The organism is Aeoliella straminimaris (assembly GCF_024054565.1).
GTDB lineage: Bacteria > Planctomycetota > Planctomycetia > Pirellulales > Lacipirellulaceae > Aeoliella > Aeoliella straminimaris.
Map to the genome: position 1 here is coordinate 28,933 of NZ_JAMXLR010000025.1, position 15,826 is coordinate 44,758.

The 15,826-nt window shown below is 61.7% G+C and carries 15 protein-coding genes and 1 tRNA gene; 9 read left to right on the top strand and 7 right to left on the bottom strand.

The window, feature by feature from the left end:
• Positions 1-7 precede the first annotated feature (7 nt).
• Positions 8-1,294, top strand: a complete 1,287-nt coding sequence (locus NG895_RS06925; RefSeq protein ID WP_252851743.1) for a polysaccharide biosynthesis/export family protein — start codon at positions 8-10, stop codon at positions 1,292-1,294.
• Between the two features lie 4 nt (positions 1,295-1,298).
• On the opposite strand, the gene cutA is transcribed toward NG895_RS06925, so the two are convergent.
• Complete coding sequence (gene cutA, locus NG895_RS06930) at positions 1,299-1,622, bottom strand: divalent-cation tolerance protein CutA (protein ID WP_252851744.1); 324 nt, start codon at positions 1,620-1,622, stop codon at positions 1,299-1,301.
• Positions 1,623-1,784: 162 nt separating this feature from the next.
• Here cutA and NG895_RS06935 point away from each other — a divergent pair, with 162 nt between their 5' ends.
• Positions 1,785-3,008 carry a glycosyltransferase gene (locus tag NG895_RS06935; RefSeq protein ID WP_252851745.1) on the top strand — a complete coding sequence of 408 codons (1,224 nt, stop codon included), beginning with the start codon at positions 1,785-1,787 and terminating at the stop codon, positions 3,006-3,008.
• Between the two features lie 34 nt (positions 3,009-3,042).
• Here NG895_RS06935 and obgE read toward each other — a convergent pair whose 3' ends face one another.
• The 4 genes from obgE to NG895_RS06955 all read right to left on the bottom strand — a co-directional run bounded on the left by obgE (position 3,043) and on the right by NG895_RS06955 (position 6,877).
• Positions 3,043-4,047, bottom strand: coding sequence for a GTPase ObgE (obgE, locus tag NG895_RS06940; RefSeq protein WP_252851746.1), 1,005 nt, complete (start codon positions 4,045-4,047; stop codon positions 3,043-3,045).
• 189 nt (positions 4,048-4,236) lie between these two features.
• Positions 4,237-4,485, bottom strand: coding sequence for a 50S ribosomal protein L27 (gene rpmA / locus NG895_RS06945; RefSeq protein WP_252851747.1), 249 nt, complete (start codon positions 4,483-4,485; stop codon positions 4,237-4,239).
• Between the two features lie 125 nt (positions 4,486-4,610).
• Entirely contained in the window at positions 4,611-5,567 is a 957-nt protein-coding gene (locus NG895_RS06950) for a hypothetical protein (RefSeq protein WP_252851748.1), read from the bottom strand.
• Positions 5,568-5,821: 254 nt separating this feature from the next.
• The gene (locus NG895_RS06955; RefSeq protein ID WP_252851749.1) at positions 5,822-6,877 is read right to left on the bottom strand and encodes an EF-hand domain-containing protein; all 1,056 of its coding nucleotides are present in this window, start codon (positions 6,875-6,877) and stop codon (positions 5,822-5,824) included.
• A 278-nt stretch (positions 6,878-7,155) separates the two neighbouring features.
• On the opposite strand from NG895_RS06955, the gene NG895_RS06960 reads away from it, so the two are divergent.
• Together NG895_RS06960 and NG895_RS06965 are read left to right on the top strand one after the other, a co-directional pair.
• A complete protein-coding gene (locus tag NG895_RS06960; protein ID WP_252851750.1) occupies positions 7,156-8,994 on the top strand; it encodes a cation:proton antiporter in 1,839 nt (612 codons plus the stop codon).
• Between the two features lie 78 nt (positions 8,995-9,072).
• Positions 9,073-9,146, top strand: a tRNA-Ile gene (locus tag NG895_RS06965).
• Here the strand turns inward: NG895_RS06965 and NG895_RS30830 are convergent.
• On the bottom strand, positions 9,106-10,443 hold the full coding sequence (locus NG895_RS30830; protein ID WP_425267210.1) for a tyrosine-type recombinase/integrase: 1,338 nt from the start codon (positions 10,441-10,443) through the stop codon (positions 9,106-9,108). The two genes, NG895_RS06965 and NG895_RS30830, sit on opposite strands and share 41 nt — an antisense overlap.
• Positions 10,444-10,581: 138 nt before the next feature.
• Positions 10,582-11,349, bottom strand: a complete 768-nt coding sequence (locus tag NG895_RS06975) for a helicase RepA family protein (protein WP_252851752.1) — start codon at positions 11,347-11,349, stop codon at positions 10,582-10,584.
• 47 nt (positions 11,350-11,396) lie between these two features.
• On the opposite strand from NG895_RS06975, the gene NG895_RS06980 reads away from it, so the two are divergent.
• The 5 genes from NG895_RS06980 to NG895_RS07000 all read left to right on the top strand — a co-directional run.
• Positions 11,397-11,573 (top strand): hypothetical protein, encoded by a 177-nt coding sequence (locus tag NG895_RS06980; protein ID WP_252851753.1) that lies wholly within the window; start codon positions 11,397-11,399, stop codon positions 11,571-11,573.
• Between the two features lie 43 nt (positions 11,574-11,616).
• Positions 11,617-12,543 carry an endonuclease NucS domain-containing protein gene (locus tag NG895_RS06985; protein ID WP_252851754.1) on the top strand — a complete coding sequence of 309 codons (927 nt, stop codon included), beginning with the start codon at positions 11,617-11,619 and terminating at the stop codon, positions 12,541-12,543.
• A 4-nt stretch (positions 12,544-12,547) separates the two neighbouring features.
• The gene (locus NG895_RS06990) at positions 12,548-13,459 is read left to right on the top strand and encodes a metallophosphoesterase (protein WP_252851755.1); all 912 of its coding nucleotides are present in this window, start codon (positions 12,548-12,550) and stop codon (positions 13,457-13,459) included.
• A 269-nt stretch (positions 13,460-13,728) separates the two neighbouring features.
• Positions 13,729-14,871, top strand: coding sequence for a protein adenylyltransferase Fic (fic, locus tag NG895_RS06995; RefSeq protein WP_252851757.1), 1,143 nt, complete (start codon positions 13,729-13,731; stop codon positions 14,869-14,871).
• On the top strand, positions 14,868-15,826 hold a 959-nt coding region (locus NG895_RS07000; RefSeq protein ID WP_252851756.1), incomplete at its 3' end, for a DEAD/DEAH box helicase family protein. The genes fic and NG895_RS07000, both read left to right, overlap by 4 nt.

Sequence of the window (15,826 nt, forward strand, 5' to 3'; positions counted from 1 at the left end):
ACTCGGCATGAAGCACACAACCAACTATCGCCCGTTACTGGTCGCGGCCGCCTGCGTGGTGGCCGTGCTGGGCATTTGCGCGGCTCGCTCCCCCCAGCAACGCGATAAATCGGCGGAAGCAGGCCGGCAGAGCGCTCCGCCGGCACCAAGGCACTCGGGACCAATCACGTTGTGCCAGGCGCTCGGCCCGGCTGCACCGTATTCCATCTGGTCGGTCGACAGCGCCACGGGTGGCGGCTGTGGCGAGGTGGGCTGGGATTCGCGCGGTTGTGGCAACTGGCAGTCGTACGCACAAGGCGAGTACGTCGGCCACGCCCGTTTGCCTCACGTGCCCGAGTATCGCCTGCGTGTGGGCGATCAAATGGCTATCTACTATCTGCGGACGCGCGAGGTGCTCGACGAGCCGTACAAGCTGGAAGTCGGCGATATGATTCGCGTCGAGTCCCTTACCGCCGGCGGCGGTGGCAACACCGGCGAACCGGACGACGGGATACCTGGCACGGGCGATCTGAGCCGCCAGGTGATTGTTCAACCGGATGGCACCATCACATTGCCACTGTTGGGACAGGTGCACGCTGCGGGGCAATCGATTCCCACGCTGCGTGATGAGCTCGAGAAGCAATACAAAAAGTACTACCGAGTGCCGGCCATTACCGTCACCGCCATCCGCGTTGATACTCGCCTGGAAGACCTGATGGAAACGGTCGACGCCCGTGGTGGCAACCTTGGTGGCCGGCAGCTGCAGGTGACCGTGACCCCTTCGGGCCGGATTAACCTGCCAGGCGTTGGCAGCGTGTACGTGCAGGGGCTTACGCTGTCGGAAGCCAAGATGGAGGTCGATGCTCGTTACGCTGCCACTACTCCGGGGGTACGCATCACGCCCGACCTCACGCAACGTGCCCAGCGTTATATGTACGTGCTGGGACATGTTCAAACACCTGGGCAGTTCGAACTCACGGGACCCACCACGACGATGCAAGCCATCGCCATGGCGGGCGGTTGGCGCGTGGGCGCCAACTTGCGGCAAGTGGTGGTGTTTCGCCGGGCCGACGACTGGCGGTTGATGGCGACCATGGTCGACCTGCGTGGCGCGCTATACGCCCGCCGTCCGGTGCCGGCTGACGAAATCTGGCTCAACGATGCCGACATCGTGTTGGTGCCAAAGAACCCCATTCAGATGGCCGACGAGGTGGTCGAGCAGGTCTTCACCCGCGGCATCTATGCGGCGGTGCCGCTGGAAGTGCTGTGGGGGCAGGGTTTCGCCACGGTGAGCACAATAATCTCGCAGCAATAAGCGCCTACGCCGGGCGTGTTTGATCGTCGATCCATTTCAGGTATTCCGCGCTGCCATCGATGATGGGCGTGACGATCACCTCGGGCACGTCGTACGGATGTAGTTTGGCGATCACTTGCTTTACCGCATCCACCTGTTCGGCCGTGGTTTTCAGGTGTAACACAATCTCTTCGGTGAACTCCACCGTACCTTCCCAGCGATAGACGCTGCGGATCGGCCCGCCAATCTGGGCGCAAGCCACCAGGCGGCGGTCGACCAGGTCGGCGGCGATTTGTTCGGCGACCGAGTGATCGCCCGTAGTGGTGGTGATTGTGACGTGTTGATGCATATGGCAAGCGGCGGAGGTGAGAGGGTCGCATCGATTGTAGCGAATAACGGCTCCAGAGGGAGAGCTTTGTCGCATGAGCGGCCGGCTACCAGGCAGTTCGCGGCTGCTGCGGCGTAGGCTTGAGGATAGGCCTCCGACTCTTCGCCCCGCTGCTGCGCTGCCATGACTGGTTCTCCTCCTACCGTTCAACTTTTTCCTCCCGACACGGTGGAGGCGCCCCCCTCAGGGGCAATGGACGACGTTTCGCCGGTGCTGCTGCCGATTCGCCCGCAGGCCACGGCCCGCGTGCTGCATGTGATTAATGGCGAGCATTACTCCGGCGCCGAACGGGTGCAGGATCTGCTTGCTCTGCGGCTGCCAGACGTAGGTTTCGAGGTCGACTTCGCGGCCGTGAAGGCGGACAAGTTTGGCCACTTCCGCCGCTCGACCGTCCGCCTCGAGCCGGTACCGATGCGATCGCGCATCGATTACCGAGCCGTGGGGCGTTTGAAGCAGCTGGTTCACCGGCACGGCTACAAGATCCTCCACGCTCACACTCCTCGCTCGGCCCTGATTACGGCCGTAGCCGCGCGTTCGCTCGACTTGCCGTGGGTGTACCATGTTCACAGCCCTGTGTCGCGCGATTCGCAGAAGCCGTGGCAGAACCAAATCAACAGCATGGTCGAGCGGTTTTGCCTTCGCTCGGCGTCGCGAGTAATCGTGGTGTCTCCATCGCTCGAACCCTACATGCTGGAGCGCGGCGTTCCCGCGTCGCGGCTGGTTTGCGTGCCCAACGGCGTGCCGGCCATCGATCTGCATGCGGCGCGCGCCTCCGATGATGGTTCGTTGGCGCTTGGCATGGTGGCGCTATTCCGGCCTCGCAAGGGAACCGAGGTGCTGCTGGAAGCACTGGGCGCCGCGGTCTCGCTGGGATACGACGTCAAGTTGCGAGCCATTGGCGGATTCGAAACGCCCGAGTACGAACAACAGATTCGCGATCTGACGGCCAAGCTTTTGCTCGAAGATCGGGTGGAGTTCACCGGCTTTACCAGCGATGTGCCAAGCGAGCTGGCCAAGGTCGACGTGTTGGTGCTGCCCAGTTTGTTCGGCGAAGGACTGCCCATGGTAGTGCTTGAAGCAATGTCGGCCGGAGTGCCAGTGATTGCCTCGCATGTCGAGGGCGTGACTGCTGCGGTGGAGCATCGTCACAGTGGCATCCTGGTCGAACCGGGCAGCGTGAGCCAGTTGACCGACGCCATTGCCGAGTGTTGCCGAGGCGAAGTGGACTTGGTGGCCCTGGCCGCCAACGCGCTGGCCTGCCATCGCAGTCGCTTCTCCGATGAAGTCATGGCTCGAGGCGTCGCGGCCGTCTATGACGAGCTGCTGGAAGAGACCACCGGGAAGTAGACCACTCCACGGACTCGGCCCCCACGTGACGGAGCTATGCCTCGTCCTCGCGCGACTGCGTCAGCAGTTCGTAGGTGCGGCCCAGCAAGCGATTGAGCCCATCGCCTGTGACGGAGGAGAACAGAAAGACCTCTCGTCCCGTGTCGGCAGCAAGCTGTTCGGCCAATTCGGCTGCTCCGGGTAGCTCGGACTTCGAGACGGCGATGATCTCCGGTCGCTGGGCCAAGTCCTGCGAGTACTCCTGAAGTTCGCTCCGGATCGCGTGGTAGTTGGCCAGCGGGTCGCTTTGATCCATGGGCATCGGCTCGACCAGATGCACCAGCACGCGGGTCCGTTCGACGTGTCGCAGGAATTCGAGGCCCAGACCCGCGCCACTGTGGGCCCCTTCGATCAGGCCCGGGATGTCGGCCATCACGAACTCGGTATCGAGGTCCACCTGCACAATGCCCAGGTTCGGTTTCTTGGTGGTGAACGGATAGTTGGCAATTTCGGGGCGTGCCCGCGACACCCGGCTCAGCAGCGTGCTCTTACCCGCGTTGGGTTTGCCCAACAGGCCGACGTCGGCGATTAGCTTCAGCTCGAACACCACGTGGCGATGTTCGCCTTCGGTGCCAGGCGTGAACTCGCGGGGCACCTGGTTGGTGGAGCTTTTGAACCGGGCGTTGCCTTTGCCGCCGTTGCCACCGCGGGCGGCCACGACCGTGTCGCCTTCGTTTTTCAGATCGCGGAGCACGAGGTCGTGCTTGGAGTCGCGGACCAGCGTGCCGGGCGGGACGCGAATTACCAGGTCCTCGGCATTGGCGCCATGCCGGTTGCTGCCACCACCGGGCACACCGCTGCGGGCACGCCAATGCTTGCGATGCGCGAGCGCCGCAAGGCTGTCGACACCGTTTTCGGCCACGACAATAATGCTGCCCCCGTTGCCGCCGTCGCCACCGTCCGGTCCGCCCCGGGGTACGAACTTCTCACGCCGGAAGCTGACGCAGCCGTCGCCCCCTTTGCCTGCTTGCAGTTCGACTTCGACCCGATCGACGAACATGGTGAGAGTTCCAAGTTGGCAAAAAACAAGGGACGCACAGGGCGTCCCTTGCAGTGTATCTGACTTGAGGCGGCGAGCGCTGCGGTCGACTCTAGTGCGGACGAGTCGACTCGGCCAACGGTTTCTAGCTACTTCGAAAACGGCTGAAGCACGCCTGAACCGCCACCTGACGGGCTCGGTTCGACCAGCTTAGTTGGCCGACACGACGTTAACGCGGCGACCTTCCTGGTCGAACTTCACTTCACCGTCCACCAGGGCGAACAGCGTGAAGTCCTTGCCCTGGCCCACGCCGGTACCGGGACGGAACTTGTTGCCGAGCTGCCGGACCAAAATGTGGCCGGCGGTGACCTGCTGGCCCCCAAATCGCTTCACGCCACGCCGTTGGGCGTTGGAATCGCGACCGTTGCGGCTCGAGCCTTGACCTTTTTTATGTGCCATCGCTAGGGACCTCCACTGCGGAGTCGTGTAGACGCCAGCGGTGGCAAATAACCGCACGCCGGCTTCGGTAGTTGTAGGGGACAACAGAGGGTGGCCAATGGGGCACCCCTCCGAGCCTGGAAATCCTACCGGAAGGCCCACTGATAAGCAACCCCCTCTTCGACCCCGTAGAGCGAGGCCTTTCCGGGGGGCACACCGTAGCGGATTTCCCGCTCGTTCTCGAGGAACTCGTCGCCCGGCCGCCAGAAGTTCAACTGCAGCGTCTTGGCGGCGATATGGCGGCCCTTGCCCGCGGGATCGCCCACGCGAAACTCGCCCGGCATGTCCTGCCAGATGTGGGCATTCGTCAACCCGCCGACGTAGATCGACAGGAAGTCCATCTCCGGATCCACCTGTTCCCAGATGGCGACTCCCCACACGCTGTTGTCCTGAGCTTCGGTGCTGACCTCAATCGGTTTGGCGGCGATCTCCACGTTGTCCAGCAGCACGCGGCCCGGCACTTCGCGTTGACGAATGGTCTCGACCACCGACGGAATCACGCGATCAAGGTACGCCTTGTAGATCTTCTGTCCGCTGCGGTCCACGTCCTGGCCTTCCAGGACAAAATGCGGCAGGAATCGCACCGGTTGCGGGTCGGCAGGCTCGGCCGAAAACTGCCCCGTGGCGTCTTCCACCGGCTTAATCCGCTCGCCCGTGTTGTTGATGTTGTACACCAGGTACCACAGCAGCTTACGCTCGGTGCGGCCATTGGGCAGGGTGACGTCAACGGTAATCATCCGTAGCGGCTTGAACGTGAACTCCAGGCCCCACACTTCGTTGGTGAATGTGGCGTTCTCCGCCATGCTGTACAGCGTGCGAGTCTTCGGCAGCGTGGCGGGCTGCCAGTCGAGCGACTTGTTCGAGGTGATCTCGATCATCGGCTGATGACTGAAAGTCTCCTCGGGTTGCAGTTCCGGTTCGATGGTTGTCAGCACGCCGCGTGCGAACACGCGAGGCTCGCGCGTGGGAGCTTGGCCAAACGTGGCGTCGGCCATCAACAGCATGGGCGTGATGGTCAAAATGAGTGCGAGCAGACGGGGCATGGCGAACGAAACTCGGTGCGGGGAAGAAGGCGAGGGCCGAACGAAGACCGAGACCGGCCTCTGGCTCGTAAGTTCCTGCCGCCATTATATTTGCTCGCCCCGCATTGGGCAAACTTCTGCCCAGCAGCCGAATCGACCGGTGTAAACCGCAGAATCGGCCTGCCACCGGCCTCCCCGAAAAAGAATCGCCCCGAGCCAGATCGTAACCCGGCTCGGGGCAATAAGGACGGAACACTCGTCGTCAAATGATCTCGTCAGTCGTCCGAATCTTGGTCGAAGTCGGGACGCGGACGGCCAGCACCACGGCCCCAGTCGCCACGAGGGCCCTGTCCACGGCCGCCGCCACGACGAGCTTCGCCACGCGGTGGTGGGCCGTCTTGGTCGCGATCGGCGCGAGGACCAGCGGGTCGATCGCCACCACGTGCCGGGCCGCCGAAACCGCGCGGGCCACCAGGGCGACGACTTGGTGAAAGGTCCAGCCGATTCAGGATTCGCTGCACCGCCGCAAACTCTTCTTTGCTCAGCGAGCCATCGTTGTCGCGGTCGAGTCGAGCAAACATCCGTTCGGCACTTGGTTGGCCGGGAGCGGCATCGGGCCGACCGCCACGGCGAACACCCTCAGGGGGACCACCGCGTCCGGGGCCACGCCCTTCGCCAAAACCGCCACGGCGGGCCTGGCCGTCACGCGGCGGACCATCGCCACGCCGGCCACGGGCTTCAGCAGGACCACGACGCCCAGGACCACGTCGATCCATGGGGCCGCCACGGCGTGCCTGGTTGTCTCTTGGAGGTCCACCAAACCCTGGGCCACCACGTCCATCACGCGGGCCGCGGGCATTGCGTCCTGCACGATTTCTAGGCCTCGCATCGTCCTGCTTGGCTTCAGGCTTCTTCGCGGCTGACTTTTTGGCTTCCGCTTTCTTCTTGGCTTCCGTGCCTTTCTTTGCGTCGGCCTTTTTCGTGTCGGAGTCTTTCTTCGTGTCGGCATTGCGCGGACCGCGACGTCGGTCACCGTCACGCGCCGCCCCGCGATCGCCGCGCGGACGGTCGCCATCGCGTGCTGTGCGACGCGGTCCTCGCGGAGCATCCGCGTTTCGACTTTCACGCGCTTCGCTGCGTGCTTTCCATGCTGCTTCGCGTTCTTCACGACTCAGTTTGCCATCGCCATCTTCGTCGAAGCGCTCGACCATCTGCTGCATGCGCTCGGCATTCCTGGGCCCTCGTCCTTCGGGGGGCCCACCGCCTGGTTGTGCCAGCACGGGGCATGCCATCACCATGCCAAGGGGTGCCAGCCAAAGTAGCCGTTTCATCGTCACTCTCCTAAGGGAATATCAATTGGACTTGCGGCCTACCATCTTTCTGTTCGCACGACTCGTACGAATCATTGCCAGCCGCCGCCAAGAAGTGCTCGAGCGATCTTGGTCACGAGAGAACTAACCCCACGAAATGTGCCTAGTATCGTCTGCGGACGAAAAAACAAGTGATAGCAGGCTACGATTGACCATTGCCGCAACCACTCCCCCAACTGGATAGCTGGCTCTAAGATGGGGGCTCCGCCAACTTGCCTTCATCACCTCACCGGCCTGCCATGGATTTGCCCATCACACTTGCCCCCCCGCTCTACCTGGCGGCCGTACTGGCGCTCGGCATCGCCGCTCAGTGGCTGGCCTGGCGGCTGAAGATACCGGCGATCGTGTTGCTATTGTTCCTGGGCTTCGGCTGGGGCTACGTGGCCGGCCGCCCGGAAGATTACCTCGAATCGTCCATCCTGTTTCCGATGGTTTCCTTGTCGGTTGGTGTGATCCTGTTCGAGGGGGGACTGAACCTGCGGTTCCGCGAGATTCGCGAAACTAGCGGTGTCGTATTGCAGTTGGTCTCCATCGGTCTATTTACCACCGCTGTGCTTACAGCCGTGGCCGCCCACTACCTGGTGGACTTCTCTTGGCCGATGGCTGCGCTGCTGGGAGCACTGCTTACGGTCAGCGGTCCGACAGTGATCTTGCCACTGCTTCGGCAGGTGCGCCCCGAACGCAAATTGGGTTCGGTCGTCAAATGGGAAGGTATCATCAACGACCCCATCGGCGCGGTGCTGGCCGCCCTGGTCTACGAGGTGGTCGCGCATCCTGCGCCCAACGGCGTCGCCCAAGGCACCATGATCGCGCTTGGCAAGACCATCGCTATTGGCTTGGGGCTCGGGTTACTCTCTGGCTGGGTGGTCCGGGAATTGATGCGGCGCTACCTGGTGCCCGACTACCTGCAGAACCCGGTGGTGCTGGCGATCGTGCTGCTGCTATTTGCGATTTCCAATTACCTGCAGCCCGAGTCGGGGCTTATCACCGTTACGGTGCTGGGTATGTACCTGGCAAACCAGCGCGACGTGACCATCAAGCACGTGATTGAATTCAAAGAGAACCTCCGCGTGCTGTTGCTGTCGGTACTGTTCATTGTGCTGGCCTCCCGCATTCAACCCAGCATGGCCGACCTGCGCGACGTTGGCTGGGGAGGCATCGCCCTGGTGCTGTTCATGGTATTGGTGGTGCGTCCCGCCTCGGTGTTTCTGTCGACGTTGGGCAGCGAACTCACGCGCAAGCAGCGGCTGTTCCTCTCCTGGATTCACCCCCGAGGTATTGTGGCCGCGGCCGTCGCCACGCTGTTCGCCATTGGCATCAGCCAGGCCCAACCCGAGATGGCGGCCGAAGGAAAGAAGTTCGTGCTGGTTGTGTTCCTGGTCGTGGTTGGCACCGTTACCATCTACGGCTTGTCGCTCGGGTACGTCGCGCGGTATCTCGGCCTGTCGCGTGAAGATCCCCAGGGTGTGCTGTTCGTTGGTGCATCGCCACTAGTCCGAGAGGTCGCCCGCTCGCTGCACAACGAAGGCCTCAGCACGCTGCTGGTGGATACCAACCCACAGAATATCGCCCTGGCCCGCATGGACGGGCTGCCCGTCTGCTACGCCAGCATCGGTAGCGATTTTGTGCACGAAGAAACGGATCTAGGCGATCTCGGCCGGCTGTTGGCCATGACGCCGAACGACGAAGTGAACACCCTGGCGGCCAGCGAGTTTGCCGAACAGTTTGGTAGCGCCAACGTGTTTCAGTTCGCTCCGCACGAGAAGACGAGCCAGCGGCATCAGCGCGTGCCGAAGCACCTCCGCGGACGCATCTTGTTCGCCAGCGACCTGACCGAAGACCAGATAAAAGAACGCCATGAAAGTGGCTTCGTGATGAAGAAAACCACCCTCAGCGAAGGCTTCACCATGTCGCACTTCCGCGAAAAATACGGCGACGACGCGATCCTGATGTTCGTCATCCCCGATGGCGGACGCCTGATGGTGGTGGCAGCCGACAGCAAATACGAACCCAAAGCCGGCGACAAACTAATTGCCCTGGTCCCCCCAGAAAAAGCCAGCAACGGCGAGTCCCGCTGACCGCCCGACCGAAGCCCTCGCGACCCAAGTCGGGATGCGTATAATAAAGAAACCAACCGCCCACAGCATCAACAACCTGGTCCGGTAGCTCAGTCGGTTAGAGCAGGGGACTCATAATCCCTTGGTCGGGGGTTCGAGTCCCTCCCGGACTACTAAACGCCCGTTCACTGCATCGGTGTTTCCCGACAGATTCGACAAAACAACGGGTTTCTGTTCCGTCGTCTTTTTGTCGTGCGTACCCGTGCCACCTTCCGCGTGCGCCTGCTGCGCCGCATTTTGCGCCGCTTGGTAGTGCTCGTCGGTCACTTGCAGGTAGTGTTGCGCCGCGATCGCCTGCGTGTTGCCCATCCATTCACAGACCACGTGGATCGGGAACTGTTCGGCGAGTTCAGTCTCGCGCGTGCTCCGCAGGTTGTGGAACAGCTTGGGCCAGGGATCGACACCAGCACGGCCGATGATCCGCAGGAACTGAGTCCTCAGGTTGGTATTTGTGTCACGGTAGCGGGTGATCACGTGGACGCGGTCGGTCGTGCTGTCCTCGTCGTAGGCGGCCCACACTGCGTCGAGCTCTTTACGCAACTCGGGGAACAGCGGGATGATCCGCGAGGATTTACCCTCGTGGTGGGCAGTCTTAGGGCTCGACACACGCAGCAGGCCCTTCTCCCAGTCGACGTCGTCCCAGGTGAGGGCCAAGTGCTCACTCGGGCACCGTAGCCCACCGTAGCGGCTCAGGGCGAATATCAGCCGCCATTGGGCGTCGGGACAGGCGTCGAGCACCTTGGCGGCCACGTCGCGGCTCACAAAGTGGAAACGCTCGCGGTTGGCCTTGATCGTCAGGCCCTTCAGATCGGCGAACGGGTTCTCGGCGATCAGCTTTGACCGAAGGGCGGCGCGGAAGAACTGCTTGGCGATACCGCAGCGCCGGCGGACCGTGTTTACCCCCAGGCCCTGACCACCTTTCTTGTCGGCCAGCCACAGCCGGAACTTGTCCGCGTCGCCCGGTGTGATGCTGGCGAGCTTCGCGTCGTTGCCGAAGAACTCCAGCAGGCACCGGCGAACGTGACGGTAGATCGTCGCCGTGCTCCCTTTCACGTCGCTCCGCGAGGCGATGTAGTCATCGAGGAACGTCTCCAGGGTGTGCACATTCCGAGGCTTGCGCGGCTCGATCAATTCAACGCGGGCCAGCTTCTCGGCCAGATCGTCCGGGATATTGGCGACCCAACTCGCAGTATCGGCATCGATCGAATGTCCTGAAGCTTTGGCAGCAATCAGGTGCTCGACCTTGATCTTGACGCCCTCGGCGGTCCGCTGTGCCATCTTGCCCAATCGAACGGTGCGCCGCTTACTCTTGTCGAGCGGATCGACGAACAGAATGCGACGTTTGCCACCTGGGTCTTTTGCGATGCTAGCCATCGTGTTACCTCGTAAGGGTTGCTTGTCGTAGGTCATTGTCTCACGTTGCAGGCAATCGCGCAAGATTGCAGGACGTGGAAATCAGAAGATGTTGGAGGGGTATCGATTTGTTGCGTAATGTTGCAGCGACTTTGCTTTTATGCTTGATGTCGCCAATCATATCCAGTCGCAGGACTAGGCAGGTCGCCACACCGGGAAGTCGACCATTTTGCTGCAACGCGAGCAGTCGCGGCGGATAGACCGGCCATCGTGAATCGGAACCTCGCGCAGGTCGGTTGATCCACAATGACTACACGCATGCAAGGCCGATCCGTCAGAGTGCGCCACAGTATCCCCAGTGTGCGCCAAGGCATCTTCCTTGGCGTATTCTGTAGACTCTGGCGCAACGTTGGCGCACTCTGTGGAGTGGTCGTCCGGTAAACGCCACACCCAGGGGCCACCGAAACCATCGGGCTCGGCTTTAACCTGCAGCTTGCCGCGGGCGCGATCGAGAGTCCGGTTGGCGATGCCGTCGGCTTCGGCGGCCTTGCGGACAGCTTTCCCCGGGTGAGGACCCGTGGCCAGGTACTCGGCGAGCCACGCCACCGCCTCGTCGAGCGCCGACAACTCGCCGGTGGCGTTGCCCGTCTCGCGGGCCAGGGCATCGTCGGCCGACATCCGCACCGGCTCGTCGTCCCAGTGAACCGAGGCAGGCTCGCCCATGATGCTGAATGCCAACCCCGTCGTCACGGCGGCCAGGTTGCTCTTGCCAGGTAGCAGCAAACGGCGCTGGTCGTCGTCGGGATCGCGGCTGATATGCCACACGCTACGAGCCAGGCCCGTAAAGGCGCGGCTACCAAGAGCCGTATCATCTGCCGACTGCGCCGCGCCCTTGCGACGATGGGCCACCATCAGCACCGCTGCGCCATGCTGTTCGGCGAGCTTGGCGATCGGGGCAAGCACACTGCGGACCTCGTTATCGCGGTGAACGCATGGACGTGATGTGGATCATGACATCTAAGGAGTTTGTGAAGGAGGCGAACCAGAACAAGACAGGCAAAAATAGGGGAAAGAGAACGATTTGGTTCAACGGCAAGAACACCAAGGCCCAAACCGAGCACGTGAAGCCGCAGTTCGAGAAGTACGTGGCGGAGGATTTCCGGCGGATTGTGGAGGAGTCGCCGTAGGGCGGCTCGGAACAACCGTATCGACATTGATGGGAGCGACGCGATGACCGATTACTACCGAGTGATGCTGGGCCGCGGAAGCGAGCACGCTGAGGAGTGTTTTGCGGGTGGGTTCATAGGCACCGACTTTGGCTTGCACCAGGATCTAACGGGACATCTTCCTGATGAATGGCGAACGTTCAACAAGCAGTTCATCCCCGTGTATCAGGCGAAGTGGCCAGACAAATCGAAGATCGCGGCGGGGTTGGCGTGTGGGGCCATTTGGACGGTCAGCAAGGGAATGCAAATAAGCGACTTGCTGCTGTGTCCCGATGGGGGTGGCAACTACCAGATCGGCGAGGTTGCAGGAGACTACTACTATGCAGAAGGCGCCACGCTTCCACATCGCCGACCAGTCAAATGGTGGAATCAGCACGTGAGCCGCGAGTCGATGACCGAAGCTCTCCAGAATTCTACTGGAGTCCCCGGCACCGTTAGCACGATCACGAAACACGCTGAAGAGATCGAGGCACTCATTGCGGGGGTTGTGCCGCCCAAGATTGTGACAACGGACGAGACTATCGAAGACCCAGAAAAGTTCGTCATGGAGAAGCACCTGGAGGACTTCTTGGTGCACAATTGGTCCTGCACCGAATTGGGGGCGGAGTACAGCATATTTCAGGACGATGGCGAAACCGTCGGCCAGCAGTACCAGACTGATACGGGACCAATAGACATACTGGCTATCAGCAAGGATGAAGCAACATTGCTGGTTGTCGAGCTCAAAAAAGGCCGAGCCAGTGACGCGGTCGTCGGTCAGCTTCTGCGTTACATGAACTTCGTGGCCGAGGAACTTGCAGCACCGGGGCAGCAGGTAAGAGGGATCATCATCGCGCTGGAAGATAGCCCCAAGTTGAGGCGGGCGATCGCGATGGTGCCCTCGGTGGGGTTCTACCGGTACGAAGTGAAATTTTCATTGGTGAAGGGGTAGGCCATTGTTTGACATCATCGGCGACATCCACGGCCACGCTGGCGAATTGGTGCGGTTGCTTGAGCACTTGGACTACACCAAGGACGGCAGTGGCTACAGGCACCCAAAACGGACGGTGCTGTTCGTGGGCGACTTCATCGATCACGGGCCGCATATCACCGAGGTGCTGCGGATCGTGCGGGCGATGGTCGACTCGGGCGCAGCCCAGGCGGTGATGGGCAATCACGAATTCAACGCGATCGCCTACCACACGCCGGACGGCGCCGGCAGCTACCTCAGGCCGCATTCGGAGAAGAACAACAAGCAACATAGTGAAACGATGAAGCAGCTTAGCGAAGCCGAGTTGCAGGATGCGCTGGAGTGGTTTCGCATGCTGCCTATGTGGCTCGACCTGGATAGCGTTCGATTGGTGCACGCCTGCTGGAGTGCCAATGACATCGTCACCATCTCGGCTCGACGCGACGGCACCTCGCCGCTAACGGAAGCCTTCGTGAAGGATGCCACCGATCACAGCTCCGCTCTATTTCACGCCGTCGATCGTGTGCTCAAGGGCACTGAGATGGAGCTACCCGCGGGCATGTCGTACCGGGACAAGGATGGGCATGAGCGAACCGCGATCCGAACCCGGTGGTTCGATTCGCCGAATGGCCAGGACATAGCCGAATATGCTCTTCCGAACGTTACGGAGCCGACCGGAGTAGCAGCACGAGTTGACGCCCTGCCGATTGACACGTACCCCACAGACGCTCCACCGGTGTTCTTCGGTCACTACTGGCTCACCGGCGAGCCAACTCCGCAGACCCGAAACGCGGCCTGTGTAGACTACAGCGTGGCGAGGGGCGGCAAATTGGTGGCTTACCGGTGGAATGGCGAGCGGGGGTTGTCGACTAGTGGTTTCGTGACGGCCGCTGGCTGAGCCTGGTCAGATTTGGCGAGTGATTACCACAGTCTCCCCAGTGTGCGCCAAGAGATTCTGCTTGGCGGACTGTGGGGAGACTGGGAGACGGTTGGCAGTCTCTGCCCTGATGTGCTGACTGCATCGACAAGTACGGCCAATAGGTCGATTTGGCGGCGAATCGAAAAACATGTCGCCTCGGGTGACACATTCAGAGAACATGTCACCGAAATGGCTAAATTGTGACACGTTCTGTTGACCTGTCACTTCTGGTGACATATGCTCCAGGCATGCAGGAATCCGCAAAAACCAAGCGAAATCCGCCCAGAGCTCCCAATTGGCGACCGGATCAGCCGTACAACGAGCTGCCGATGTTGCCACCGCACGCCGAGCTGGAAACCACCCGGGTGCTCAAGCAGTGCATCCCTGCACGGGCAGCACTCGAGGGCCTAAAGGAGGCGGCCGAGCTGATCCCCAATCAGGCCGTGTTGATTAACACACTGCCGCTGCTCGAAGCGCAGTCCAGTTCGGAAATCGAGAACATCGTTACCACCACCGATCGACTCTTCCAGCACCGGGCCACGGACGACCACGCCGACCCGGCCACCAAGGAAGCCCTGCGTTATAGCCAGGCGCTGCTCGAAGGGTTTCGCTCGCTGTCCGACTACCCGCTCACGACCCAGACGGCCGAACAGGTCTGCACCAAGATTAAGAACGTCGAGATGCGGGTGCGGAAGGTGCCCGGCACGGCGCTGGCCCGATCAGGTGGCGAGGTGGTTTACACCCCGCCGGTGGGCGAGCCACTGCTGCGCGATCTGTTGGCGAACTGGGAGCGGTTCATGCACGAGCAAACTGATCTCGACCCACTGGTGCGCCTGGCCGTTGGTCACTATCAGTTCGAGGCCATCCACCCGTTCACCGATGGCAATGGTCGTACGGGACGAGTGCTCAACAGCCTGTTCCTTATCCATGAGGGACTATTGAAGCTGCCAATCCTATACTTGAGTCGGTACATCATCGAGCACCGCGACGACTACTATCGACTGTTGCGCGGGGTAACGTCTGCTGGCCAGTGGGAGGACTGGATTCTGTACCTGGTGAAAGGGGTCGAGCAGACTGCCAATTGGACCACGAACAAGATCAAAGCAATTCGTCAGCTGGCGGAACACACGACGGAATTTGTTCGCCAGCGCGAGCCCAAGGTCTATAGCCACGAACTCGTGAGCGTGATCTTCGAGCTGCCCTACTGCCGCATCCAAGACGTCGTGGATGCCGGCATTGCCGAACGCCGCGCGGCATCCCGCTACTTGAAAGCGCTGGCGGAACTGGGCGTGCTGAACGAGCAGCAATCAGGGCGCGAGAAGCTGTTCATTCATCCCAAGTACCTCCAATTGCTTACCACCGACAGCGACGATTTCGCCCCGTACGGATGACCAACCACGCCCGCAATGAAGCCGAAACCCGCGCCGAGCTGATCGATCCGGCGCTGAAAGCCGCCGGTTGGGGCGAAGTGGCCGGTAGCCGCGTGGGGCGCGAGGTGATCACGATCGGCCGTTTGCAGGGGGCCGGCAAGCGGGGTAAGCAGGACATCGCCGACTACGTGCTGTTCTACCGTGGGCAGAAGCTAGCGGTGATCGAGGCCAAGAAGGAATCGCTGCCGCCGACCGAGGGTCTCGCCCAGGCCAAACGCTACGCCGGCATGCTCCAGGCCCGGTTTGCCTACTCGACCAACGGACACGAACAATACCGCGCCGATATGCAGACGGGTGTCGAGGGCAACGTCGACAGTTACCCCACGCCCGACGAACTGTGGGCGGCCACCTTCGCCACCCAGAACGACTGGCGTGAGCGGTTCGGCGAGGTGCCCTACGAGGATCGCGGCGGGGCCTGGCAGCCACGCTACTACCAGCACAACGCCATCAATCGTGTGCTGGAAGCGGTGGCCGATGGTCGCGATCGTATTTTGCTAACGATGGCCACCGGTACCGGGAAGACAGCCGTGGCGTTCCAGATCGCCTGGAAGCTGTTCCACAGTCGCTGGAACCTGAAGGACTGGCGCGCGGGCAACGAGCCGAGTCGCCGGCCGCGGATTCTGTTCCTGGCCGATCGCAACATCCTGGCCAATCAGGCTTTCAACGCGTTCAATGCGTTCCAGGAGGATGCCCTGGTGCGGATCGATCCCGAGACGATTCGCAAGAAGGGACGCGTGCCGAAGAACGGCAGTGTGTTCTTCACGATCTTTCAGACCTTCATGACCGGCACCGATGCCGACGGGAACCCATCGCCCAACTTCGGCGACTACCCACCGGACTTCTTCGACTTCGTCGTGATCGACGAATGCCATCGCGGTGGAGCCAACGACGAGAGCAACTGGCGGGGCATCCTGGA